We start from the raw sequence: 22,974 nt of genomic DNA on the forward strand, positions 1-22,974 counted from the left end.
CGGCCATCTCCCCCGCAAGGAGGGAGATTGGCAGCTTCGCCGCTGCGCCCATCTCTGCAACATTGATGATTGGCGAAAGCATTAGTGACATATAAAGGCCGGTGCTGCCGAGCAGGCTGATGGAATCGACCTCAGCCGCGATCAGCCGGCTGACCAGTTTCCGCAGCGCGTCAACGTCGACCCGGCCGGAACGATCGGCGGGGGTGATCGGAAAAGCAGACAGGCCGTTCGCGAAAATCCTGGTTCAATTCCTCGATCGGTGGGGACGAAACCCGGCCAGTAGTGGCCGTCAGGCGTCGGCCGCTTGCCGAAGATGGCCTGACCGACGCGCACGACAGTGGCGCCTTCCTCGATGGCTTCCTCGAAGTCTCCGGTCATACCCATGGAGAGCCCGGTGAGCGCGGCGTTGTGCTTCACGGCTTTGTCCCGCAGCCGGCGCAGCAGAATGAAGCAAGGCCGCACCTTGGCCATGTCGGAGGAAAACAGCGCAAGTGTCATCAACCCGCAGGGCCGGAGACGGGGAACCTGATCGAGGGCCTCCACGAAGGGCAGCAGTGCGTTCGGATGGAGGCCGAACTTGCTGCCCTCGCCAGACGTGTTGACCTGCACATAGACGTCGAGGAAGCGATCTTCGCGCTCCAGCCTCGTGTTCAGAAGGTCGGCGAGCCGCAGGCTGTCGAGCGCATGAAACTCACGCGCGAAGCGGGTCAGATATTTGGCCTTGTTGGTCTGCAGATGTCCGACGATGCTCCAGTCGATGGCGAGATCGTGAAGCGCCTCGCACTTTGTCATTGCCTCCTGGATCTTGTTCTCGCCGAAGGTGCTGATGCCGACGTCGAAGGCATATCGCAGGATATGGGCCGGCACCGTCTTGGTGATCGGCAGCAACCGCACGGAGGCACGGTCGCGCCCGGCCCGTGCGCAAGCAAGCGTGATGCGCTCTTCAACCGACGCCAGATTGGTGCGGAAGCTGGTAAGGGGATCAGGCCCGAAGCGTTCGACGTCCTCGGGCGAAAGCGGCGGATTGTTCGTGCCCATTGTGATCTGCCCCTGTCGTAGACAAGCTCGTTGGCCTTGAGCCACGTGTAGCCGACGCCACTAAGAAACACGAGGCTCTTGTCGGGCGCTGCATAGATGGTCCGATCCGCCGCCGTAGCGACGGCAGACAATGTGCAGACGGTGGCGAAAGCAAGAATTGCAACTGATGATGTGCAGCGATTCATGGGGCGGCCTCCTTGCCCCCCAGGGATCGGATAGCCCGTTTGTGATTTTCCGTTAAACGTCGGCGGCTCTCAGCGCCTGTACCCGGGGAGTTGTTTGTCGCGTCGACCAGTCCTGGGCATTGGTGCAAAGACGTTGAACTCCGATGCGATGTCGAGGACGGCTTTGGTCGTTGCCCTTTGTCTGGTGCGCACCGCGCTCGTTGCCCGTTCTACATGGGTAGCGGTGGGCTGCCTTGAGCTGGATCAGTTTTAGGGCGAACGGCCTGGTTGAATTCCGGCTCGCGACCCCGTTGCGGGGCCAATTGCAGTGGCGTCGGCAAACGAGCCACCCCCCGGCCCTGCCGGTCATGCGTTCGCCGACCCCAATTCCCGAAGCTCGTCGAGCATGGCGACGTCGAGCCGGTTGGGGCAATCTGCCATGCGCCCCTGCTCCTCGGGGTGTTGCCTGCGCCGTTGCGGGCCAGAGGCCGCGATAGCACCGGCGCAATTAACCAGCGGTGTTGCGTCACCCAACTCTTGTACCACGCCTTGTGACCCGGTCCGGATTGCACCAGACGGAGTTTCCAATGCGTTCTTCAACTCGGCTCACCCTCGTATCGTAAGCTTCTGTGTCCTTGCACGTTCGGGCATCGCCTCAGCAGCGCGCTTTGTGTCCCGCGTCCAATCGTCGACGACAGTGAGGATGTGGAACGGTCGGAGACGAAGTCGAGCGATCACCACTGCTTAAGACTCGGCGGTACCAGCATCGGCACGGCCGCGGGCGGTCAGCTTCTCGCGATAGAACCGAAGAGCTCTTGTGGCAATCTCGTCGCCCGTTCCCACACATTTGCGACGGAGGCGGCGAAAGGCGAGATTTGTCTAACGCGAACATGCCCGCTCTCTACGACAACAGCCAAGCATTGCGAGCAGCGCGGAGCCGTGACGAACGACCTTCCAGTCGGCTTATCTCTCCTCGGAACTGTCGGCAATGTGGCCGCCGGTCTGCCGCCGCCACAGGCGGGCATACAGGCCGTCGCGTTTGAGTAGCTCCGAGGGGGAGCCCTCCTCAACGATGCGCCCTTTGTCGAGCACGATAATCCTGTCCATGCTGGCAATCGTCGACAGGCGGTGGGCAATGGCGATCACCGTCTTGCCCTCCATTATAAGCTCGAGTTTTTCTTGGACCGCCGCCTCGGCTTCACTGTCCAGCGCAGAAGTCGCCTCGTCTAGAAGGAGGATTGGCGCGTCCTTAAGCAGCACCCGAGCGATGGCGACCCGCTGACGCTGGCCGCCAGAAAGCTTCACCCCGCGGTCACCGACGAAAGCATCGTAGCCGGTGCGGTTTTCGCTGTCCTTGAGATCGGCCACGAAACCGTCCGCATCGGCCAGCATTGCGGCGCGTTCGACCTCCTCCGGCGAGGCATCCGGCCGGCCGTAACGGATATTGTCCCCGACAGAGCGATGGAGCAACGAGACATCCTGGGTCACGACCCCGATATTCTGACGCAGGCTTGCCTGCGTTACGGAACGGATATCCTGGCCGTCGACGACGATTGCGCCATCGTTTACATCGAAGAACCGCAAAAGCAGGCTGATTAGAGTCGACTTGCCAGCCCCCGACATGCCGACGAGCCCGACCTTCTCGCCGGCGCGGACCCTGAGCGATAGATTCTCGATTACCCCTTTTCCTTGACGGTATTCGAACCTGACATCCCTGAACTCGACCGTGCCGCCGACCACGGCCAGCGGCCTGGCTCCGGGGGCGTCGATTACCGTTGGAGGCGTGGTGATGACCGGCATCGCGTCGCGTATCGTGCCCACAGCCTGGAATATCTGCTGCCCTAGCTGGAGAAAGGCCAGGGAGTTGGCGCTGAGCCGCTGAATGATTGCTATTGAAGCAACAAACTGGCCGGTGGTGACAAAACCGCCCACGAGTCCCCACAGACCCACGGCGATGTTGGTGAGCGAAAGAACAACGTTCAGCAAGAAGACGCTGGTGTCGGTTGTTAGGTGAATGCGCCGTTCAAGGTGCTGCGTCTCAATGGCATCTCCCATGATGGTGCGCATTGCGTCCGCCTCGCTGTCTTCGGCCGCAAACAGCTTGACCACGTGGATGTTGCTGTAGAGGTCGGTCATGGCGCCGACGACGAGGCTGCGCGCGCGGGCAGAGTGGCGGGACCGCACGGCAAAATATGGCACTGCCACAACCGCGACTGTGACGTTCGCCACGATCCAAAAAAAGACCGGAAGCGCCAGCGGCCAGGACAACGTGGCAAGCAGCGAAAGCGAACCGAGAAACTGCACGAGAAAATACGGTATGCTGGAAGACGCTACGACGATCTGCTGCTGCACGGCGGCGGCGAGTTGCGAAATGCGCGACGCCACCTGGCCGGCGAAGAGATCGTGGAAGAATGCAAGGTCCTGACGTTCGACCGCCTTGTAGCCATGCCATTGCATAGCCGCGGGCATGCATACGGACACTGCCTGGGAACCCAATGTCTTGGCGATGAACATCAGCAGCGGTTGCACGGGGAACATCAGCAGGCCGAGGAACGTGAGCATAGGCCAAGCTTCCTCAAGGAAAACCGCCGCACCGTTCGTGCTCACCCCGTCCACAATGATATACATGCCCCAGATCACCGCGAGGTTGATTCCCTCGACCGCCATCATGAAGACGGCGATGGCCGCCAGCACGCCACGGAACATGCGTGCGAAATGCAAAAGCAGCGCAAACGGACCTGTTGCCGGCAAAGGCGCGTAGGGGATATCCAGCGGGCGGATAAGCGTCTCAAAGGGGCGATAGATGCAATGCAAAGGCGACATGACGGGTCAAACCGGCTGATCGGAAGAATGGGTGCGGCGCATCGGAGGAGTGCGAGAGCGCTCGCCCCCTGAACTGCCAAGCGCGCGTTCCTCGTCCACACACAATGCGTTCCTGGCGCGCTTCGAGCGGACCACGCAAGGCTAAGGGGCGCATTTGAATGTACATGCGCGCTGTGGCCACGTTCGAGAGCTGCATAGGGTGGCCCTGGTAGTGCTGGTGGACGGCTTGGCTGAAGGAGGCGCGATCTACGAGGAGGCGCCGCGGCTGGCTAGAGCGGTCCAGCTCCCAGTTGTGGCTGGGTTTCATCGTCCTGTTCTGGCCGTCTAATTGCGGGCATCGAGCACGCTCCTGGTTGATTTCTCGGTCCTTCACGACGCCCTGCCGACGTCTCACTTACGAGATCAGCGCAATTTCCGTGCCGGATTTGCGCTCCGTTTCGTTCCACCGCTTGCTCGCCAGCCGGTGCCTGGCTGTAACGGCCAGCGGGTGGGGCTCCGATACTCTTGTTCAGTTTCGGACACGCTCGGGAAGACCGAATGGAACCTCGAGCATGTAATCGTCGCACCCGAGCCGAATTTCATCCTCACCGGCTCCCTACCAGGGCGCTTGCTGAAAAGAGCGCTTGCCGCGCCAGCCATGGGTTCGCGGTAACCGCCGCAACCTTTTTCTGATATCGACCTGCGGGTTCACGGAAGAAGCCGATCCCGCGCGTCGCGCGATCGAGCGACTGCCGATCATCTGCGGGGAAGGGACATTCCCTCACGACCTGATCTTTGCATCGGACATTTCGGTCGAACGATTGCAGGAGCTACTCCATGACGGCGTTTAGAAGCCGGGGTCGCTAGGCTGTCGCTGAAGATCGACCACGTTGCGAAAGAGCGGCAGTTTCGCCAGATCGAACTCGTCGAAGGTCGGGCCGTCGTGCTTGCTCACCGCGCAACGCACCGGTCCGATATTCTCCTCCAGCACGAAGATGCCGGTCGCCTCGCCAGGGAGTTCAGCACCACTGCACTGATGCGATTGCAGTTAAAATGAAGAATCCGAGCTACGCCATTCTCGCAATAAACTGCCAAACCTGACTGAACGACTGCGTTCTCACTATTAACTGCCAAGCGACACTTCGTGGATTTCGCGCCGGAAGGCTTCCGAGCCGAGATAGCGGTGAGAAAAATGGTCTTGATTGCCTTGCCGAGTTGGGCCAGCGCCCTGTAGCTTGGGCGCTGCACGCTCGCCCGCGCAAAGCGGCGCAGGATCGATTCCGCATCGGCCGTGCGGTGCTGCAGGGCCGCCGCATATTTGATCAACTCGTCATACTGCTGCTCGATGAGGTTCCAGTCGATCGCCCGTGTCAAGATCGGCAGAAGGCTCGCGCGCCATCTCGGTGTCGGGCACCCCGCACTTCATCGGCAAGAGAACGGGCGACGGTTCCGGCCACGGTCGCCAACCATCTGGTGGCGCACCGCGACGGTCCGGCTCTTATGCCAGGGGCGAACTGGGGAGCACATGCGCCCCCTGCCATGACGCACGCATCCAGAAGGAAGAGGTGAGAGGTTACGCGAACGGGTGTGATGGAGTGGGAGGCGCATCGCGTTCGACCATCCGTGGAATCGGCAGCCTTGATTAAGGTCTGCGACGTCTGACCAAGGCCATCCATGGCGGAGTGCTCTCGCTGAGGTTAAAGGCAGCTTCTTCGGCTTCGTACCGGGTCAGCCCGGTGAGCGGCCGACCGTATCTCTCGGCGGGAAGCCCTGTCAGGCTATCGATCACAGACCACAGCCCTGGTTCCGACGGCAGAATCTTGTAGCGCCTCATCGAGCCCTCGCTTGCTAGAAGCACAGAGAACTCCCGCTTTACCGCAAAGTTCCGCAGTGCAGCATCAAAATGTTGCGACGCACTATGAGGGATGCAGTTCATATGACGGGCGGGGTCCTTTTGGCGCGCTGCCCGGCTGCCGGGTGCTAGTCGCCGGCCCGGCCGGCCTTGATAGGGCAGCTCTGGGCTTCGACGTGTCACGCAGCTCGGCGTTCCGGCTCGAGCGGCACGGCGAGCTCGTGTATGCGCGCATCGGGGCAAACCCGCCGGGCGATATCGCAAAGATGCTGGTGATGCGTCAGATAGATCTGACTGACCCCTTGTTTTTGCTCCACCTTTCTTAAGCCCGCTGCAGTTGTCGGACCGGCTCTGGTCCTGCCGGCTGAGGCCGTGAATGCACCTCAGACGCCACTGCCATGAAAGCCTGAAGTGCCGCGGAGAGATACTCGTCTCTCCGCGTCACAAAAACAGTCGGCGCCGACCGCAGATTGTCAGGTAGCTGGTGTATGATGACCTGTCCGTCGGCTGCCGCATCCTGAACGACCCCCCGAGGTAGCATGGCCATCCCTACCCCGGCGGCGACGCAGCCGATGATCCCGTCCATTGTTCCGAGTTCCATCCAGCGGACATGCGTTACCCCACACACCGCCAGGAACATGTCCATGCGCCGGCGATAGGAACAGCCCGATCGAAAAGCGAGGACTTTCAGAGCCGGCGATGCGGCCAAGGCCTTCAGATCCGAAAGCTCGCGAAACCGCGGCGAGGAGATCACAACGAGCTCCTCTTCGACGATCGATAGGCTCTTCAGTTCGGGATGAGCGATGGGGCCGGAGACGAACGCGCCATCCAGTTTGCGTCCGACGACCTCGCTGACGAGCTGTTCCGTCGGGGCAGCCTCCACCAGTACGTCGACCTCTGGATATTCTGCAGCATAGCGGATCAGGATCGGCGGAAGGCGAAGCGCTGCAGTGGTCTCCATGGAGCCGATCCTGAGTAAACCGCACGGCGTACCGCGGTCTGTGACGACGCGCTTGGCTTCGTCCAGAAGCTCTCCGACGCGCTCGGCATAGGGAACGAGCTGAATGCCAGTGGCTGTCAGTGTAACCCCTCGCCTGGAGCGATGAAAAAGCGGAGCACCGATTTCCTCCTCAAGCGATTTTATTCTCGCGGTGACGTTGGATTGCACCGTGTTGAGCACACCGGCAGCCCCTCCGATACTGTTTGCTCTCACCACCGCCTGGAAAAACCTGAGGTCGGCGCTGTTCATCGGCCATCTCCTTTTCAGATGAAAAACATCTGATCTAATCGTTTGTCTTAAGTCAAGTGTCGCAATAGCGTCAAAGAAAAATTTCCGGGAACATTCCTCAAACTGGGAGAAGTATTGATGACGATACGAACGCGTCTGACAGAATTTTTCGAAATCAAGCATCCCATCATCCTTGCCCCGATGACACCGGCCGCGGGTGGCGCGCTTGCGTCCGCCGTCGCCGACGCCGGCGGTCTGGGCCTGTTGGGTGGGGGATATGCTGATCGTCAATGGTACGAAACAGAGTCGTCGCTGATCACCAATGAACGCGTTGGCTGCGGGTTCATCGCCTGGGCAGTCGAAGCCGACCTTGATCTGTTTGACCGCGCACTTGCGGAGCGTCCGTCCGCGATGATGCTTTCGTTTTCGGATCCGGCGAAGCTCGCGGCACGGGTCAAGCAGGCGGGTGTTCCGCTGATTTGCATGATCCACACACTCGAAAATGCCCGGCGCGCAATCGACGTTGGCGCCGACGTTCTTATTGTTCAGGGGACCGAGGCCGGCGGCCATGGCCTGGTCGCGCGGTCAACCATGCCCTTCGTTCCCGCAGTCGTGGATCTGGTGGCAAAGATTTCGCCTTCTGTCATTGTCGTGGCGGCAGGCGGCATTGCCGACGGTAGGGGCCTGGCCGCTTCGCTGATGCTCGGAGCAGACGGGGTCCTGATGGGAACCAGGTTCTGGGCTACGCGCGAGTCGCTCATCCATCCGGCAGCCAAGGACAAGGTAGTCGCGGCCTCTGGCGACGAGACAATCCGGACTTCCGTCTACGATATCGTCCGTCAGAAGGCCTGGCCCGCTGGCTATACCGGCCGACTGCTCAAAAACGGCTTCATCGACAAGTGGCACGGGCGGGAAGAAGAGCTGCGCACGCTGCATTCCGAAGAATTGTCGAAGGTCGAGGCGGCATGGGCCTCCGGCGACTATGACACGGCCAACGTGACTGTCGGTGAGGCGGTGGGCCTCATCAACGATCTGCCGTCGGCGAAGGACATCGTTCGCCGAACGGTGCGCGAGGCAGGCGAAAGACTTGGGGTCTACGCATTCGATCAGCGCATCGCGAGCTGACTTACCACGGCCCTGAAGAGAGGGCCGACTGCTTTCAAAACATAAAAGGGGAACTGCAGCATGCAACAGCTACAGGAAAGGGGCGACTCCGTCCGCAAACCAGGTATCTGGACCGTCGTCCTTGCATCAAGCGCCGGCACGGTCATCGAATGGTACGACTTCTATCTTTACGGAAGTCTGGCGATTTTCTTCTCAACGCTCTTCTACCCTGCCAATGAACCGACGGCAGCTGTTCTGATCAGCGTCGCAACCTTTGCCACAGGCTTCCTCGTGCGCCCATTGGGAGCCCTGCTGTTCGGCAGCATCGGCGACCGCGTCGGACGCAAGAGCACGTTCTTGATGACGCTCCTTCTGATGGGCATTGCGACCGCGCTCGTCGGCGTCTTGCCAACCTTTGAGACCGCGGGATATTTCGCACCGATCGCTCTTGTGGTCCTTCGGCTGATCCAGGGATTGGCGATAGGCGGCGAATACGGCGGCGCCGCCGTTTACGTTGCAGAACACGCACCGGCGAACCGGCGCGGGTTCTTCACGAGCTTTATCCAGACAACGGCAACCGTCGGCTTTTTTCTGGCGATTGTCGTCGTGCTTACGTGTCGGCTGTCGCTCGGCGAAGAACTCTTCAAGCAATGGGGTTGGAGAATTCCGTTCCTGCTATCATCGGTTTTGATCGTGTTGTCCCTTTATCTGCGCCTCAAGCTGAGCGAATCCCCGGTCTTCGAGGAGCTTCGCAAAGGCGGGAAGACCGCAAAGAGCCCAATCCGTGAGAGTTTCGCCACCGGTGATGGCGTGCGTTATGCAGCCTTTGCACTGTTCGGGGCGACCGCCGGCCTGGGGTGCGTTTGGTATACAGGCCAGTTCTACGCACTGTATTTCTTGCAAAGCGTGCTGAAGCTTGACTTCCTGACAGCGAACATTTGCCTTGCTGCTGCTTTGGTGATCGGAACGCCCCTCATCGTTTTCTTCGGCGCCTTGTCCGACCGGATCGGCCGTCGCAAGTTGATTGTCACCGGTTTCATTCTGGCAGCCGTGTTCTATGTTCCAATCTATCAGGGCATCGCCGCCGCCGTCGCTGCCCAGAACTTCGTTTTGGTAACAGCGCTGATCGTCGCCCAACTCGTTTTCGTCGGATTGGTCTATGGCCCTATGGCAGCTTTCCTCGTCGAGCTCTTCCCGGCGAAATTGCGCTACACCTCGCTCTCGCTGCCCTATCACATCGGAACAGGCGTGTTTGGCGGCTTTGTTCCCCTCATCAACCTGTCGCTGGTTGCCTACACGGGCAACATCTATGCGGGCCTGGCCTATCCCATTGCGATCGCGATCATGAGCGCAGTCGTAAATGTTCTCTGGTTCCCCTGCGCGCTGGCTGGGGAGCCCGAGGCTGCCCCAACCGGCCTACCTGCGAGGACAATCTGAATCTTCACCGGGACGCCGAGTGCGCGTCCCCGCCCTCTTCCTATTTCCGAGGACGACCCATGCCGCTGATAAAAATTAACCTTCTGAAGGGCCGATCGCCTGGGGAGCAGGACAAGATCCTCGACTGCATCCATGAGGCGGTGGTCAGGGCTTTCCATGTACCGCCAGCCGATCGCTATCAGATCCTGATCCAACACGAGACATCGCATGTGCGCGCGGAGGATACCGGTCTTGGTCTTTTTCGCAGCGACAGGCTGATCATTATCGAGGTGGTCTCGCGAGCGCGGTCAACTGACGACAAACAGGCCTTCTATCGTTTCGTTGCAACAGGGCTTTTGGATGTGTGTGCGATCGACCCTGCAGATGTTGTGGTCAGTATCGTAGAAAATGGTGACGCGGATTGGTCCTTCGGCCTTGGTCGAGCTCAATTCATAACCGGCGAACTTCGCGGAAATTAGGCATCGCGGCGGTGAGACACGTCAATGTCTAATGCCAGTCCGATACGGCCGCGCCATCAGCTTTGACCGGCCGCGCAAATTCAAACAACAAGGAGAGAGCAGCTATGAAACAGCTACACCGAACCGTTGCAGCGTCACTGGGAATGCTGATGACAACTTTTTTAGTTTCGGCGCAAGCCAAGGAGGCCACCATCAAGTTCCAAGTCGAAGGCCAGACAATCGTAGGCACGATGGTCACGCCGGATGATGTCGCGAATCCTCCCGTCATCCTGATGCTTCACGGTTTCACCGGCAGCCGCAACGAATGGAGTTCGGAGGCGGTGAAGGAAGGCCTGTTCGGGCGTGCCGCGCCGGTGTTCGCAAAGAATGGCATCGCTTCGCTTCGGATCGATTTTCGCGGCAGCGGCGCGAGCGACGGCAAATTCGAAGACATGACCGTCGAAACCGAGATAACGGACGCACAAGCGGCGCTCGACTTCCTATCGACGAATGACAGCGTCGACGGCAAACGTATTTCGTTGATGGGAATGAGCCTGGGCGGTGCGGTCACGACAGCAGTTGCCGGCCGGACGAAAACGCCTTTAAAGTCTGTCGTGCTCTGGAACCCCGGCATCAATCTTCCGGCAGCGTTCATCTCCATTTTTGGCGAGAAGCAGATGGCGGAAGCTGTGACAGCGGGCGATAAAGTCTATCCGGCCAAGCGCGTCGGAGATGGGAAGGAAATTCCCTTGAAAGGCCGCTTCTTCGAGAGCCTATACGCGGTGCAGCCTGCCGGCGAAATCTCGCGCTACAAGGGGCCGCTGTTCCTCGCGGTCGGCACGCGCGACAGCATCGTCTTTCCCCAACCCGTTCTCGCCAAGTCGTTGCTGGCTTATCACGACGGTCCGGAAGAACTGTGGGCTGAACCCGTTGATCATGGTTTCGGCGTTGAACAGAGTGCCAAGACCGTGGACAAGCTGATCTTAGCGACGGTCGCCTTTCTAAAGTCCAATGGCGAATAATTTGCGCGTCGAACGGCGCTCGCTCGGCCGCCAATGCCGCCGGAATTGGCGGCGTCTTAGCGAAAGCGGTAACGCTCGCCTGTCAGTTATCCTTCATGCAGGATGCCTGCCCGCGTGAACCTGCCCGCGGCTCTTCGCTCGCGGTATCGAAATACTCGAAGAGCCCGGACGCCGCCTGGATTTTCATGCAGTGGTTCCCGAGTACATCCGCCCCGTGACGACCGGAAGAAAAATTCGAGCTGATCGTAGGCCGCTCGCTGGCTGAAGACGGCGCGGCTATGATCGCGAACTGCAACGGCGTACTCTCGACCAAGAAGCACCCAATCAGGATATTACCTTTCGTACCGGCAGTTGGGAAGAAGTCCCGTCGCACGCGGAAATGATCGCAGGCGAGCGAGCATGTCCTCGACTGGTTCCATATCCCCATGCGCAATGGAAGCCGCTTCCTTCCGCGGCTAACCCGCTCCTGCCCCGTAACTGCGCGCAGGATTGCTGGCCGGCGTCGCCATCGTCGAGCGCGCCGGGCCTGCGATGCTCGAGATGCTTCACGCCCGTACGAGAGGAGCATCAGGATTTGTGGGGCGGTCAAGCCGCGCGGACCATTTCGCCGTTCTCGTGATTGTCGTTCGCCATGCCGGGATACCATTTGCCGGAAGGTCGACCGCAGGGAGCCATCGAGGGTCTGCGTGCGGGTTTTCAGCAGAAGATGTGCGCGAGGCTGTGTTGCAAAGTCTTCGGTAACCAGGCGCATGGCACGGCCTCTGGTAGTTTCGCCGGAGAGTTCAGATGTTCAAGGGCCGCCATTTCGACCAGTCCGTCATTCTGCTTTGCGTTCGCTGGTATCTGGCCTACGGCTTGAGCCTTCGCGATTTGAAGGAAATGATGGCCGAGCGCGGCATCAGTATCGATAGGCGCCGGTTATGGCCATGGTGCAGCGACCGACCGACGTCACGACCGGCGCTCCGGCCGGTGACGCGCGTGCCGCGGTCGTGACCGGTCTCTCAGCGCGAGCAAACGACGCGTCATTAAAGCGCAGATCGAGTCGAGAGCTCATTTGATAAGCGACGAGTGGAAAGCATTCATGGCCATTGGTGAGAAGCTTTGCCAAGCAGGAGACCGTGAAGCATTCCAGTGGTGAGTATGTTCGCGATGCCGTCCACGTCAATTCGGTAGAGGGCTTCAACTCCCGCGTCCGCCGTACCATCGCCGGCGTCTTTCATCATATCAGCCAGCAGCATGCCGACCTTTCCACGAGGTTGGCTTCCGATGGTCACAGCGCGTGGTATCCGGGAGCGCCGTTCGGAAAACCCGGCATGGTCTAGAAGTCTTGAGGACCATCTGGTCGCGCGTGCCGCCGGCGCTGCAGCTACTGAGCGTTTTTCGCGTCGCCACGGGGCGTCAGATGCGCCGAAGCCTGGGTGGAGGAATCATCATCAAATCAACCGTAGCTGCCTTTGGTTGATAAATGCCTCGTACGATTTTGAGCAGTTCTTGTTCCGACCCCATCATGCGAAGATCGTGTGACTCTCCAAGTTTTGGCAAAACGAGAGGCATCCCACAGATGGGGCACTCGGCTGCTGCGGGTCACCTTCGACGACAGTCACACTTACTGATCTCGATTTGATTGTTGAACCTCAGTCTTAAGAGCAGCAGTGCTGACCTCGAAATGAGTTTGGCCGCATGGCACGCGCAAGCGGAGCACCCTGGCCAGCCATTGTGCTCCAATCCGTGCTGTTTGCTCTCACAACCGCCTGGAAAAACCGGAGGTCGGCGCTGTTCATCAGCCATCTCCTTTTCAGATGAAAAACATCTGATCTAATCGTTTGTCTTAAGTCAAGCGTCGCAATAGCGTCAAAGAAAGATTTCCCGGAACATTGAAGGAAAGCCAAGCCATGCGCCAAGCAGCGCCCCGCTTTGCACTCGACCACATGGCGACGTCCGGACTCGACGTCAGGGCACTTTTCGCTTTTGCCCGTGACCAGGGCCTGACCGATGTCCAGATCCGCAGCCAACAGCGCAGCAATGCTATTGCACGCGGCATGCCGGCGGCGGACGTCCGGTCTGCCGCCGCCGAAGCAGGCGTTGGGATTATTTCCATCAATGCCTTGCAGCGCTTCAATGAGTGGACTCCTGCCCGCAGGGCCGAGGCGAGCAGGCTCGCCGATTATGCGGCGGCCTGCGGAGCCAAGACGCTCATGCTGGTGCCGGTCAACGATGGCTCCTGGCCTGCCAATGGCGAGCGCCGGGGCGATCTCCGCGTCGCCTTGAAGGCGCTCAAGCCGGTCCTCCAGTCGCGCGGCCTGATCGGTCTCATCGAGCCGCTGGGCTTCCAGACCTGCTCGCTTCGATCGAAGAACGAAGCGGCTAAGGCCATTGCCGCCATTGATGGCCAGTCCGTCTTCCGGCTCGTGCACGACACGTTTCATCACACGCTCGCCGGGGAGCCGTTCTTCTCCTGCGAACTGACCGGTCTGGTGCACATTTCAAGAGTGAACGATCCAATCCACTGGATTTACCCGGATCGCGTCCTATTCGGTTCCGACAATGGCAGCCAGATCCGGGCGCTGCTTGAAGGCGGTTATACGGGCCCCTTCTCATTCGCACCGTTTGTCGACGCAGCCCACCCGCTGGACGATCTCGCAGGCGCACTTGCCGCGAGCATCGATCTAGTCCAACAAGGGCTATTGACGCGAATGGCGGCGTGAGACGCGGGAGTAAATTAGGGGTGTCTGAGACGGCTTTTGGCGTCCCGCGGAGGAGTCATTCGAGACGCCTCCTGTAACAATATCTCTCGCATCCAGACGCTTGCCGCATCACTGTTGTGAAGGGCGGGCCATTGGAGGGCCTCGGTGAATGCGGGAAGCGGCAGCGGAAGTTCGATGATCCGCAGCGGGAAGGTTGTCTTGAAATGCTCAACCAGCCGGAAGGGCATGGTCGCTATACGATCTGTGCCTGAGACCATCGGCGGATCGTGCTAAACGCCTGCACGATAACCTCGACACGTCTCTTGAGGCCATGCTCAAGAAAAACCGCTCCTCGATGGAGGGCTTCAGCTCGGACCCTGAGTAGTGCGATTAACGAACGTCACTTCGCTGGTCGAACGAGTGAACCGCTTCTATCGAGTCGTCGCCCGTGGCGCTTCCATTCCCTATGCTGCCTTCATTTCGCGGTCCTCGCCAAACTGTTCAGACAAATCAAGCCAGCTCTCCCGAGGACAGACGCCGGCAAGCTGTGCGTGGACTTAGCGAAACAGCCGTCCGCAATTCAGCCCTGTCCAGAGTTTGCGAAACACGCAAAAAAGATGAAAGTGCGATGTTCAGCGCATCGGTGCGACTGCACAGATTAAGTCATTTGAAGTTATGCCAAGGGGGAAACGGTATTGGGCAACGGCTCAGGCGCTGGCGAACCTTGAATGTTGCGCATGCATTGGAGCGCCGGCCGATTCGAGCACGATCAACGATCGCTGTGGCAAGCTCACGTCAATGTCCCCGAATTGCATTTCCCTACCACCAGACTACCCCGCTCAGGAGCGCGACGCCGGCAGCACTCCCATCTCCTTGAGCAACCGGCCAGCGCCGTCAATCTTGTCCATGATCCAGAGCATGAAGCGACTGTCGACATGGATGCTGCGATTGCGGTCTGCGGCATATGCCCAATCGGAGATCACTCCATCAAGCGTGCCATCGAAGGCGAGGCCGACGAACTCGCCGCGCCCATTCAGCGTGGCCGAGCCGCTATTGCCGTTGGTGATGTCGGCGGTGGACAGGAAGTCGACTGGAAGCGTGCCCAGCGCCGGCGCGACATAGGGGCCATAATCCTTGGCTCGGATCGCTGCGATAGCCGCATCTGGAGCATCGAACTCACCCTTGCCCGTTTCTTTGGCCAGAAGTCCCTCCGCCGTGGTAAAGGGCATCCAGATCTGCCCGTCGCGTGTTCGCCCCGCCACCTTGCCCCAAGTGGTGCGCAGCGAGCCATTCGCGTCGGGATACATCGGCCGGCCGATTGCCTGCCGATAGGCACGCTGGCCGTGCATGTAGATGGCGCGAGCCGCCTGGCTGCGTCCAGCGCGGTCCTTCGCAGCGTGCTCCGCAGCTAAGTCGCCGGGGTAAAGAGCGAGCGCCAGCTTAATGAAAGGGTCCTCCGACGCCTCGAAGGCAGCAGCGGGCTTGTCAAGCCAGCCGAGCCGCATTGCCGTGTCTGCGAGTTTGGTGTCTGCATAGAGTCGGTCAAGGCCAATTTGGCCCAAAGCGCTTTCGAAAGCAGTATCGCGATCCTTTGCGTCCAGCCGGCGATATTCGTCGAGTGCGGCCTCGAAAAGCTTTCGATCGATGTCTGGCAAATAGCGGCGTTCGATCTGCGTCAGCTGATCCGAGATTTCTTTACGGTCACGATCCTGAAAGCCGCTTTCACGGTCTTCATCGGGCTTCTCGTGCTCCTTTGTCCAGCGATAGAGAGTGCGTGCCGATGACAGTAGTTGCGCGCGATTGAGCAACGCCTGGCGCAGCCTCGCCAGCGAAGCCCGGCTATTCTCGCCCACCATCGCGTCCAGTTCGCGGATTGCTGCGTCAAAGCGCGTCTGCCGCACGGGATACTCAGCGACCCAGGCGCGAAAAGCTTCCTCCTCGGTAGCCTTGCGCGCGTCGAGGCCGATCGCGTCGGCGCCGGCTAGATCGCCCGCCAGCTTCTTCTTGTAGTTTTCCACGCCTTGTAGGATGGAGGCGTAGCGGATCTGCGCTTCGCGATTGCCTGCCGTGGCTTGGTTGATCTGAGCGGCATAATCCGAGAGCAAACGCTGGGACAGTGGTTCGTAGTCGGCGAAGTTGAACCGGACTTCATCGGCGGTGAGGAACCGCTGGGTTGCGCCGGGAAAGCCGGCGACCATCACGAAATCGCCTTCTTGGACGCCTTCACGGGCTATGGGCAGCCAACTCTTTGGCCGGTAAGGCACATTGTCACGCGCATAGGGCCGGGAGGAACCATCAGGAGCGACATAGGCGCGATAGAAGCCGAAATCGCCTGTGTGGCGCGGCCACATCCAATTGTCCGTTTCGCCGCCGAAGTTACTGATGCCGGGCGCGGGCGCGTAGACGAGGCGCACGTCCTCAATTTCGAGCTTCTGCTGGAGATGGTAGGAGGCGCCGCCATAATAGGGCATCACGTCGCAGCGGCGATTGGGCTGTTCTTCACACGCGGCGATCAGCGCCTTGCGGTTCGCTTCGAGCCGCTCATAGCGGGCAAAGCCGTTCAGCTTGTCCGAGACGCCCTTGAGCATGTCAGCGGTCACATCCCGCATATCCTCGATCACATAGATGCGGCTGCCGGGCGCCGCAGGCAATTCTTCACCCAGGCTCTTCGCCAGAAACCCGTTGGTGAGATAGTCTTGGCTCTCCTTGCTGTTGTACTGGATGGATTCCAGCACGCAGTGATGGTTGGTGGCGACCAGTCCTTGCGGACTGACGAATGAGGCGGAGCATCCGCCCAGTGAAACGATCGCGTTAAGCGGAGCAGCGTCCAGACGGCTCAGCTGCGCGGGATCGATCTGGAGCCCATCCGCGCGCATGGCCGCGCCGACTTCTGCACTCTGGGCCGGCATCCACATGCCTTCGTTCGCCGATGCAGCAGTGGCCGTCCACAGCAAGGCGATGGCACTTACCCAAGCAACCCTATCACATTCGCAGTTCATACTGGTGTCTCTCCCACTCTATCTACTGTCTCCGCCGACTGGATCGATGAGCTATCGGGCTGGCCGGCGACGCCAGCGCCTGCGCGGCTGCCACTGGGTGAAGACTAAGGGGACGGTCAACGCAAACATCTGAATGACGCTTCCCTCACATCGTATCGGTTCCGTGCAACGTTTGCGGATTATCCGTTGCACTAATCGTGCCAAATGAATAAAGCTTTCAACGACCCAAATGGTAAGCTGCCTTCCATGTCCGACCTCCGACATTTCGTCGTAGACCCGACACCCTCGTCCTCGCCAGCGACGAAGCCCGCTGCCGAACGGCCGTCGCTGGCCATTAATTGTGAGAGTGCGTTTCTTCACCTAGCCGTATACGCCGAAGACCATGCGGTATCCTGGGCATATCCTTGCTGGTGTTCGCCGGTCGGGAAGTGGAGCGACCCATCTGCGAACATCTGAATTATTATCGCCGCTTGAGGCGCCGGGCGGTTCAGGAACTGCTCAGCTCCCGTTCCGCTGTGCCAATTATGCGACTTTGACCTGTAGCAGCTAAGTTAAAATGTCCGGATCTGGCAAAGTAGGAATGTCGCTCCTGCCTTGCCAATCTGCCCGCATTCGAGAGCGCGGGAGATTGCAGATTGGGACTGGTTCTGATGAGCGAACGCGAGCTGCGGCGTATCGAGGTTTTGTCGAAGATTGTTGAGCGGCGAATGACGAGCGTTGCGGCGGCAAGTTTGCTCGGCGTTTCAGTTCGTCAGATCCAGCGGCTGTTGAAGACGTTCCAGGCGGATGGCGCTGGGGCTCTCCGGCACAAGGCGCGTGGCCGGCGTTCCAACAATCGCATTGTCGATGGTGTTCGCGACTTCGTGCTAGAGCTGATCCGCGAACACCACATCGACTTCGGTCCGACGCTTGCCCGCGAGAAGCTGATCGAACGGCATCAGCTGGCGGTCAGCAAGGAGACGCTGCCTTCGCCAACAAGGTTTTAGCACGCCTGATCTTCCTCGATGAGACGTCGACCAATACCAAGCTGACCAAAGACACCGGCTGGGTAGCGAAGGGCGAGCGCTTCAGGACGCATGCGCCGCCATTCGGCTAATGGCAGACGCAGACCTTCATCGCTGGGCTGCGATGCCACGGTCTTGTCGCACCGTTGATCATCAACGCGCCGATGAACGCCGCCATCTCCGAACGCTACGTCGAAACTCTCAAATCGCTCCCGAACTGATGCCCGGCGAGGTGCCGCTGTCAATCTCGAAACGAGATGACGGTCGCTGGGGTCGCAATCGAATGAGCTTGATCCGGGGCCCGTCCTTTTTGCGTGCGAATGTCTGGTCAATGGTTATCAGGCAGGGAGCAGTTGTATCCATCATTTGGATGCATCGATCCAAACAATCTATTTGTTCAATTTATCACTCTTCGCAAAAAGCTTTCCGCGGTCCGTCATCGGCGAGCGATTGACCAGCGGCCTGAGCACAGTCCGCTCGATGGTGAAGCCCAGCGCGACCATGACCGCGAAGGTGATGAGCAGCGAAAGCGCGAAGGGGATGCCGCGTTCGACGAGGCTGACAAAGGTGAGCGCTGCGAACAGCACCATCGACCCTTGCGCGAAGTTCAGCACGCCCGACGTCTTGTAGATCAGCACGAAACCGATGGCGACAAGCGAATACATGACGCCTGAGAGCAGGCCGCCGACCAGCACCTCGATGACGAAGAGGAAATCATAGTAGCTCATCAGTTGTCCTCGCCATTCCCGCCATCGGCGGTGCCGATATAGGCCCGGATCACTGCCGGATCGGCCCTGACCTCGGCCGGCGTCCCGTCTGCGATCTTGCGGCCGTAGTCGAGCACGGCGACCCGGTCGGAGAGTCCCATGACCACGCCGATATCGTGCTCGATCAGAATGATGGTGACGCCGTGTCGGTCGCGCGCGGCGCGCACAAACCCGGCCATCTCGGCTTTCTCGGTCGCCGTCATGCCGGCCATCGGTTCGTCGAGCAGCAGGATCTTGGGCTCTGCAACCAGCGCTCTTGCCAGTTCGACTCGCTTCTGCAGGCCGTAGGGCAGCGTGGCGACCAGACGATCGGCAACGGCCTCAAGATGCAGGAACGCGATTACCTGGTCGACCTTTTCGGCGATCACGACATCTTCAAGCCGGGCGCGTGGCAGACCGGCAATATGCTCGACGAAACTGGCGCGTCTGGTGTGGACGCGGCCCGAAGCGATGTTGTCGCGAACCGAAAGACCGGAAAACAGCGCCAGGTTCTGGAAGGTGCGGGCGACACCGAGGTGAGCCAGGCGGCTCGCCGGCACCCGGGAGAAGGACTGGCTGTCGATCGCAATTGTGCCGTGGTCGGCATGATAGAGACCGCTGATGATGTTGATCAGCGAGGATTTGCCGGCGCCGTTGGGGCCGATCACCGCGCGGATCTCACCGCCTTTGACCTCGAGATCAATGTCGCTCAGCGCCTTGACGCCGCCAAAGGAAATGCCGATCCCGCTCAACGCGAGAACCGCATCCGGCCGTGACGAGAGGCATGCCGGACGCCTGTCGCCGACGGGGTTAGTCACCGCGAGGATGGCGGAAATTTCGGGCGCGCGCTCGTATGCGGCGGCTCCCAGCGAAGCACCAATCATGAAACGTCCCTGATTTTTTGAAGGAGTCCGGGCGCGGTCCGAGGCCGCGCCTGTCTATTCCGCGGCGACAAGCTCCCTGTCGCGAGCCGCTTCCAGTTTGCGCACCAGTGGGATGACGCGCTTGCCGAAAAACTCGACCTCTTCCTGGAAATGCAGGAAGCCGAGCAGGATCAGGTCGGCGCCGGCGTCCTTCAACGTGACGATGCGTTCAGCGATCTTTTCCGGCGTGCCGATGAGATTGCTGCGGAAGCCGTCATTGTATTGCACGAGATCCTCGAATGAGGATTTCGCCCAATTGCCTTCGCCTTCCGGCGAGGCCTTGCCGGCATTCTTGACCTGATCGGCAAAACCCTGGACTGCCTCGGGATTGGCCTTGGCGATGATCTCGTCGAGCACTGCGCGTGCTTCCTGCTCGCTGTCTCGGGCGATGGCGAAGGCATTGACGCCGATCTTCACCTTGTGGCCATTGGCTTTCGCCTTGGCGCGGATGTCGTCGACCTGCTTCCGGATCTCTTCCGGCGTGTTGCCGTTGGTAAAATACCAGTCGGAGACCCGCGACGCCATGTCGCGCGCGGCGCGCGACGAGCCGCCCTGGAAGATCTCGGGCAAGGGCTCGATCGGCTTGGGCTTCATCGAATAGTTGGTGAAGCGGTAGAAGTCGCCCTTCAGCGTGAAACTGTCCTCCGTCCAGATGCCCCGCAGCGCACGGATAAATTCCTCCGACCGGCGATAGCGCTCGTCATGGTCGAGCCAGAGTTCGCCAATGGCGGCGAACTCGCCGCGGAACCAGCCGCTGACGACATTGACGGCGATGCGGCCATTGGTCAGGTGGTTGATGGTAGCGATCTGCTTGGCCGCCAGAGCAGGGTTCCAGGGGCCGGGCAGGATCGCTGCGATGACCTTCAGCGTTGTGGTCGCGGCAAGCAGGGCATGGCTGAACGAGACGGATTCGTGCTGGTTGTCGGCCCCATAGCCGGCTGTGAAACGGATCTGGCTCAGCGCATAGTCGAAGCCATTGGCCTCGGCGATCTGGGCGAGCTTCCGGTTGTACTCGATGTCCCAACCCGTCCGCTGCTCGATGTTGGAAATGACCAGTCCGCCGGAGACATTCGGGACCCAGTAGGCGAATTTGAGGCTGTCGGAATGCGAGGCCATGTCGTCGTTCCCTTTTTTGATTGATTCAGCCGACGCGCGTGGCGACGGCATCGTTTGCATGACTGGAGTTAAGCAAAGAGACCGCTTCGGTGGCGGCCCTTGAAATGCGCTCGATGATGGCTGCACCGGCGATCTCGCCTTCGATGAAATCGTCGGGGGCGCCGTAGACGCCGGTCGGGACGGTGACGGCACCGAAAAAGCCGAACAATGGCCGGAGCTGATGTTCGAGCACCAAGCCATGGTATGGGCTCCCGCCGGTCGCCGCGAGAAGCACGGTCTTGCCCGTCAAGGCGCGATAGTCGACCAGGTCGAACAGGTGCTTGAGAGCGCCAGTGTAGGAAGCCCTATAGACAGGCGTTCCGACCACGAGCAAATCGGCCTTCTCGACACGCTGGATGATCGCTTCGCCAGATGCGCCAAGTGCGCCGCGGGATAATCCGGCGAAAAGCGAGGGTGCTGCCTCCGTGATCTCAATCAGGCCTGTGTCTGCAGGGACGCGCAGCGCGACTGCATTGACCAGCGCGTTCACTACGGCGGTGGTGCGCGACGGCGTGCCTACACCGCCGGATATTCCAAGGACCGATAGCTGTGCCAAGTCATCAATCTCCCACACCTTGCATGCGCCTCAGGCCGGCACCAAATCAGGTCGGACGATATTCTCCTAACTTTATAGACATAAGGAATTATGTTCCGATGTTTTCACGTCGATGGGAAAAATTGGATGTTAGCTGCATGGAAAAGGAGTTGACGGTTTAGGAACGGGATGCGGCGCCCTGGCAGGTATTGCGGAAAGTTGAGTGTGCCACCGCGCTCAGGTCTGCCCACTCGGTTAGTAGCTTAGTCAACGCGAGGGCGACAGAGGCACCGTTCTCGTGGTGGGCGCCTTGAGCGTCTGGCTTCGCGGCCACAGCTATCGCCCCGACGTCCTGTTAGCGCGCCGGGAGTGGTTCGACGGCCAGCTCGATCTCGATCCGGCGAAGCTCGTGTTCATCGACGACACCGGCCTCTCATGCGACGCAGAATGACGGCGAGCTTGCGGCCAACAGCAACTCGGGCTGGAGCCATACCGCGCCGTTTGGCGATGTTCATGCCCCACGCTCTGAGGCCCGACCATTTCTTGCTGAGCACGAGCAGCGAATAAGCCGCCTCGTAGAGAGCCGTGCTGGCCAGTTGGTCACCGCATCGGCCCAACGGCCCTTTGGCTACAAGCTGGCAGTCCTGCGCGGCAGCTCAGCTGCTTGATTCGTTCTCCATAAGAACTGTTATCGCCAACATCCTCGTCCAGCGGTTTCGCGTGTCGAATGTCGCTAGGACTGCGGGCCGCCGCAGTCCCGCCGCCACTGCTAAGGCAGCAAGGCGAAGAGCACGTGAAGACATCCATCCCGTACATGCATTCATAACGGCAAACGATTACCGCAATGACTCGACGAGCGGTATACGAAGGGGCTTCGTCGAGATTGCGATGAGAAAGCTTATCCTGCAGCTAAAACAGTTTTTTAGAGGTCAACCAACTCCCGAAGCAATCGACGACGAGCGGCACGATGCGAGCTTGGGTCCTAATGGCAGTGACAGAATCGACGCTTGTCGAGGCGACTATCGATCTTTGGCCCGCGAGGGCGATCACCAATCCTACGGCGGTAAGGCATGGGACGAACTCTCCGGTGACAGAAAACGCGACAAACCGCATGTTTTTGGGGAGGACCATGACAAGCTCTGCGGATTCGGCGAAAAAGTCCTCTATGGAGGCAGCAAGGATTACCTGACCGCGGGCGTTGACTCACGTTTCCAGGATCCGACGTGCGGCTTCGACCCGAGGTTAGGGTGGAAGCCGCACATCGTCGCTCTCGTCGATACCGAACGCGATGCCTTCATCTTTCATACGGTGGGGTACTACAGGGACGATTTTGGCGCGAACTCCGTCGACAACGCCAGCGTAGTTTACCCGGCGAGCTGGTTTTACAAAGGCAAGTCCTCATTAAACTAGTTCACAGATCGCAAGATGCGCAGCCGTCAAGCGAGTACACATCAGCCCACGAGGGCAACACCTGTCGCATCCCGCCAGGTGAGGAAGGCGCGATCACGAGCAGCTCGGTACTCACTGGCTGAGAGACGATGACGGCAGAGCTGGAAGTGGTTGTGGATCGGAGTGTGAGTGGCGAGGAACTGCCGCGCATGTCCGGCTGATTTGAACCGCCTCATGTGGCGTTCCGCGCGACGTCGTGCTCATGAGCAAGACGGTGCCACAGATCGCCGCCTCGGCCAAACTTGACAGTACCGCTGTTGTTGAGGCGCAGCCGCTCGACCTCTTGACTCCAGTCGATCGATCTTGCCGGCCAGATCCGTGACGAGCAGGCGAAGCGCTTCTGGGACAGGGGCTTGTCCGACAATGTCGGATACGCAACACACAGAGTCCGATTA

Annotated in this window: 13 protein-coding genes and 10 pseudogenes; 10 read left to right on the forward strand and 13 right to left on the reverse strand. The window is 60.0% G+C overall.

Going from position 1 to position 22,974, the window contains the following annotated elements; all coding sequences use genetic code 11:
- Nucleotides 1-106: 106 nt before the first annotated feature.
- The 6 genes and pseudogenes from AC0NIE_RS34035 to AC0NIE_RS34060 all read right to left on the reverse strand — a co-directional run.
- Nucleotides 107-169, reverse strand: a pseudogene (locus AC0NIE_RS34035) (hypothetical protein); the annotation flags it as partial.
- Complete coding sequence (locus tag AC0NIE_RS34040; RefSeq protein ID WP_474045367.1) at nt 142-1,038, reverse strand: YggS family pyridoxal phosphate-dependent enzyme; 897 nt, start codon at nt 1,036-1,038, stop codon at nt 142-144. The pseudogene AC0NIE_RS34035 and the gene AC0NIE_RS34040, both read right to left, overlap by 28 nt.
- Before the next feature lie 1,127 nt (nt 1,039-2,165).
- Nucleotides 2,166-4,025 carry an ABC transporter ATP-binding protein gene (locus tag AC0NIE_RS34045; RefSeq protein WP_473489844.1) on the reverse strand — a complete coding sequence of 620 codons (1,860 nt, stop codon included), beginning with the start codon at nt 4,023-4,025 and terminating at the stop codon, nt 2,166-2,168.
- An 880-nt stretch (nt 4,026-4,905) separates the two neighbouring features.
- Nucleotides 4,906-5,016 (reverse strand): annotated as a pseudogene (locus tag AC0NIE_RS34050) (phenazine biosynthesis protein PhzF); the annotation flags it as partial.
- 132 nt (nt 5,017-5,148) lie between these two features.
- Nucleotides 5,149-5,390 (reverse strand): annotated as a pseudogene (locus tag AC0NIE_RS34055) (Tn3 family transposase); the annotation flags it as partial.
- A 788-nt stretch (nt 5,391-6,178) separates the two neighbouring features.
- Nucleotides 6,179-7,267, reverse strand: a complete 1,089-nt coding sequence (locus AC0NIE_RS34060; RefSeq protein ID WP_473489846.1) for a LysR family transcriptional regulator — start codon at nt 7,265-7,267, stop codon at nt 6,179-6,181.
- Between AC0NIE_RS34060 and AC0NIE_RS34065 the strand changes: the two genes are divergently transcribed.
- The 7 genes and pseudogenes from AC0NIE_RS34065 to AC0NIE_RS34095 all read left to right on the forward strand — a co-directional run bounded on the left by AC0NIE_RS34065 (nt 7,223) and on the right by AC0NIE_RS34095 (nt 13,789).
- Nucleotides 7,223-8,209: an NAD(P)H-dependent flavin oxidoreductase gene (locus AC0NIE_RS34065; protein ID WP_473489847.1), complete on the forward strand. Its 987-nt coding sequence runs from the start codon at nt 7,223-7,225 to the stop codon at nt 8,207-8,209. The genes AC0NIE_RS34060 and AC0NIE_RS34065 overlap by 45 nt on opposite strands.
- Nucleotides 8,210-8,269: 60 nt before the next feature.
- Complete coding sequence (locus AC0NIE_RS34070; protein ID WP_473482632.1) at nt 8,270-9,625, forward strand: MFS transporter; 1,356 nt, start codon at nt 8,270-8,272, stop codon at nt 9,623-9,625.
- A gap of 59 nt (nt 9,626-9,684) precedes the next feature.
- Nucleotides 9,685-10,083: a tautomerase family protein gene (locus AC0NIE_RS34075; RefSeq protein WP_473489849.1), complete on the forward strand. Its 399-nt coding sequence runs from the start codon at nt 9,685-9,687 to the stop codon at nt 10,081-10,083.
- Nucleotides 10,084-10,187: 104 nt separating this feature from the next.
- The gene (locus AC0NIE_RS34080) at nt 10,188-11,084 is read left to right on the forward strand and encodes an alpha/beta hydrolase family protein (protein ID WP_473489850.1); all 897 of its coding nucleotides are present in this window, start codon (nt 10,188-10,190) and stop codon (nt 11,082-11,084) included.
- A 786-nt stretch (nt 11,085-11,870) separates the two neighbouring features.
- A pseudogene (locus tag AC0NIE_RS34085) lies at nt 11,871-12,014 on the forward strand (IS6 family transposase); the annotation flags it as partial.
- Nucleotides 11,999-12,546, forward strand: a pseudogene (locus AC0NIE_RS34090) (transposase); the annotation flags it as partial. The pseudogenes AC0NIE_RS34085 and AC0NIE_RS34090, both read left to right, overlap by 16 nt.
- A 466-nt stretch (nt 12,547-13,012) precedes the next feature.
- Complete coding sequence (locus AC0NIE_RS34095) at nt 13,013-13,789, forward strand: TIM barrel protein (RefSeq protein WP_473489852.1); 777 nt, start codon at nt 13,013-13,015, stop codon at nt 13,787-13,789.
- Nucleotides 13,790-13,803: 14 nt separating this feature from the next.
- On the opposite strand, the pseudogene AC0NIE_RS34100 reads toward AC0NIE_RS34095, so the two are convergent.
- Nucleotides 13,804-14,146: pseudogene (locus AC0NIE_RS34100) on the reverse strand (type 2 periplasmic-binding domain-containing protein); the annotation flags it as partial.
- Nucleotides 14,147-14,607: 461 nt separating this feature from the next.
- Nucleotides 14,608-16,767 (reverse strand): S46 family peptidase, encoded by a 2,160-nt coding sequence (locus AC0NIE_RS34105; protein ID WP_473489851.1) that lies wholly within the window; start codon nt 16,765-16,767, stop codon nt 14,608-14,610.
- Nucleotides 16,768-17,402: 635 nt separating this feature from the next.
- Here AC0NIE_RS34105 and AC0NIE_RS34110 point away from each other — a divergent pair.
- A pseudogene (locus tag AC0NIE_RS34110) lies at nt 17,403-17,738 on the forward strand (helix-turn-helix domain-containing protein); the annotation flags it as partial.
- A 467-nt stretch (nt 17,739-18,205) separates the two neighbouring features.
- Here the strand turns inward: AC0NIE_RS34110 and AC0NIE_RS34115 are convergent.
- The 4 genes and pseudogenes from AC0NIE_RS34115 to msuE all read right to left on the reverse strand — a co-directional run.
- Nucleotides 18,206-18,499, reverse strand: a pseudogene (locus tag AC0NIE_RS34115) (ABC transporter permease subunit); the annotation flags it as partial.
- Complete coding sequence (locus AC0NIE_RS34120) at nt 18,499-19,401, reverse strand: ABC transporter ATP-binding protein (RefSeq protein WP_474045385.1); 903 nt, start codon at nt 19,399-19,401, stop codon at nt 18,499-18,501. The gene AC0NIE_RS34120 and the pseudogene AC0NIE_RS34115, both read right to left, overlap by 1 nt.
- Nucleotides 19,402-19,455: 54 nt before the next feature.
- A complete protein-coding gene (sfnG, locus tag AC0NIE_RS34125; RefSeq protein WP_474045388.1) occupies nt 19,456-20,556 on the reverse strand; it encodes a dimethylsulfone monooxygenase SfnG in 1,101 nt (366 codons plus the stop codon).
- A 25-nt stretch (nt 20,557-20,581) separates the two neighbouring features.
- Nucleotides 20,582-21,151: an FMN reductase gene (gene msuE / locus AC0NIE_RS34130; protein WP_473490026.1), complete on the reverse strand. Its 570-nt coding sequence runs from the start codon at nt 21,149-21,151 to the stop codon at nt 20,582-20,584.
- A 286-nt stretch (nt 21,152-21,437) separates the two neighbouring features.
- On the opposite strand from msuE, the pseudogene AC0NIE_RS34135 reads away from it, so the two are divergent.
- Nucleotides 21,438-21,566, forward strand: a pseudogene (locus tag AC0NIE_RS34135) (IS630 family transposase); the annotation flags it as partial.
- Here the strand turns inward: AC0NIE_RS34135 and AC0NIE_RS34140 are convergent.
- A pseudogene (locus tag AC0NIE_RS34140) lies at nt 21,544-21,756 on the reverse strand (IS110 family transposase); the annotation flags it as partial. The pseudogenes AC0NIE_RS34135 and AC0NIE_RS34140 sit on opposite strands and share 23 nt — an antisense overlap.
- A gap of 262 nt (nt 21,757-22,018) precedes the next feature.
- Between AC0NIE_RS34140 and AC0NIE_RS34145 the strand changes: the two are divergent.
- Nucleotides 22,019-22,540, forward strand: a complete 522-nt coding sequence (locus AC0NIE_RS34145) for a hypothetical protein (protein WP_473490027.1) — start codon at nt 22,019-22,021, stop codon at nt 22,538-22,540.
- Nucleotides 22,541-22,974 lie beyond the last annotated feature (434 nt).

The sequence above is a fragment of the Mesorhizobium sp. WSM4842 genome, from assembly GCF_055901575.1.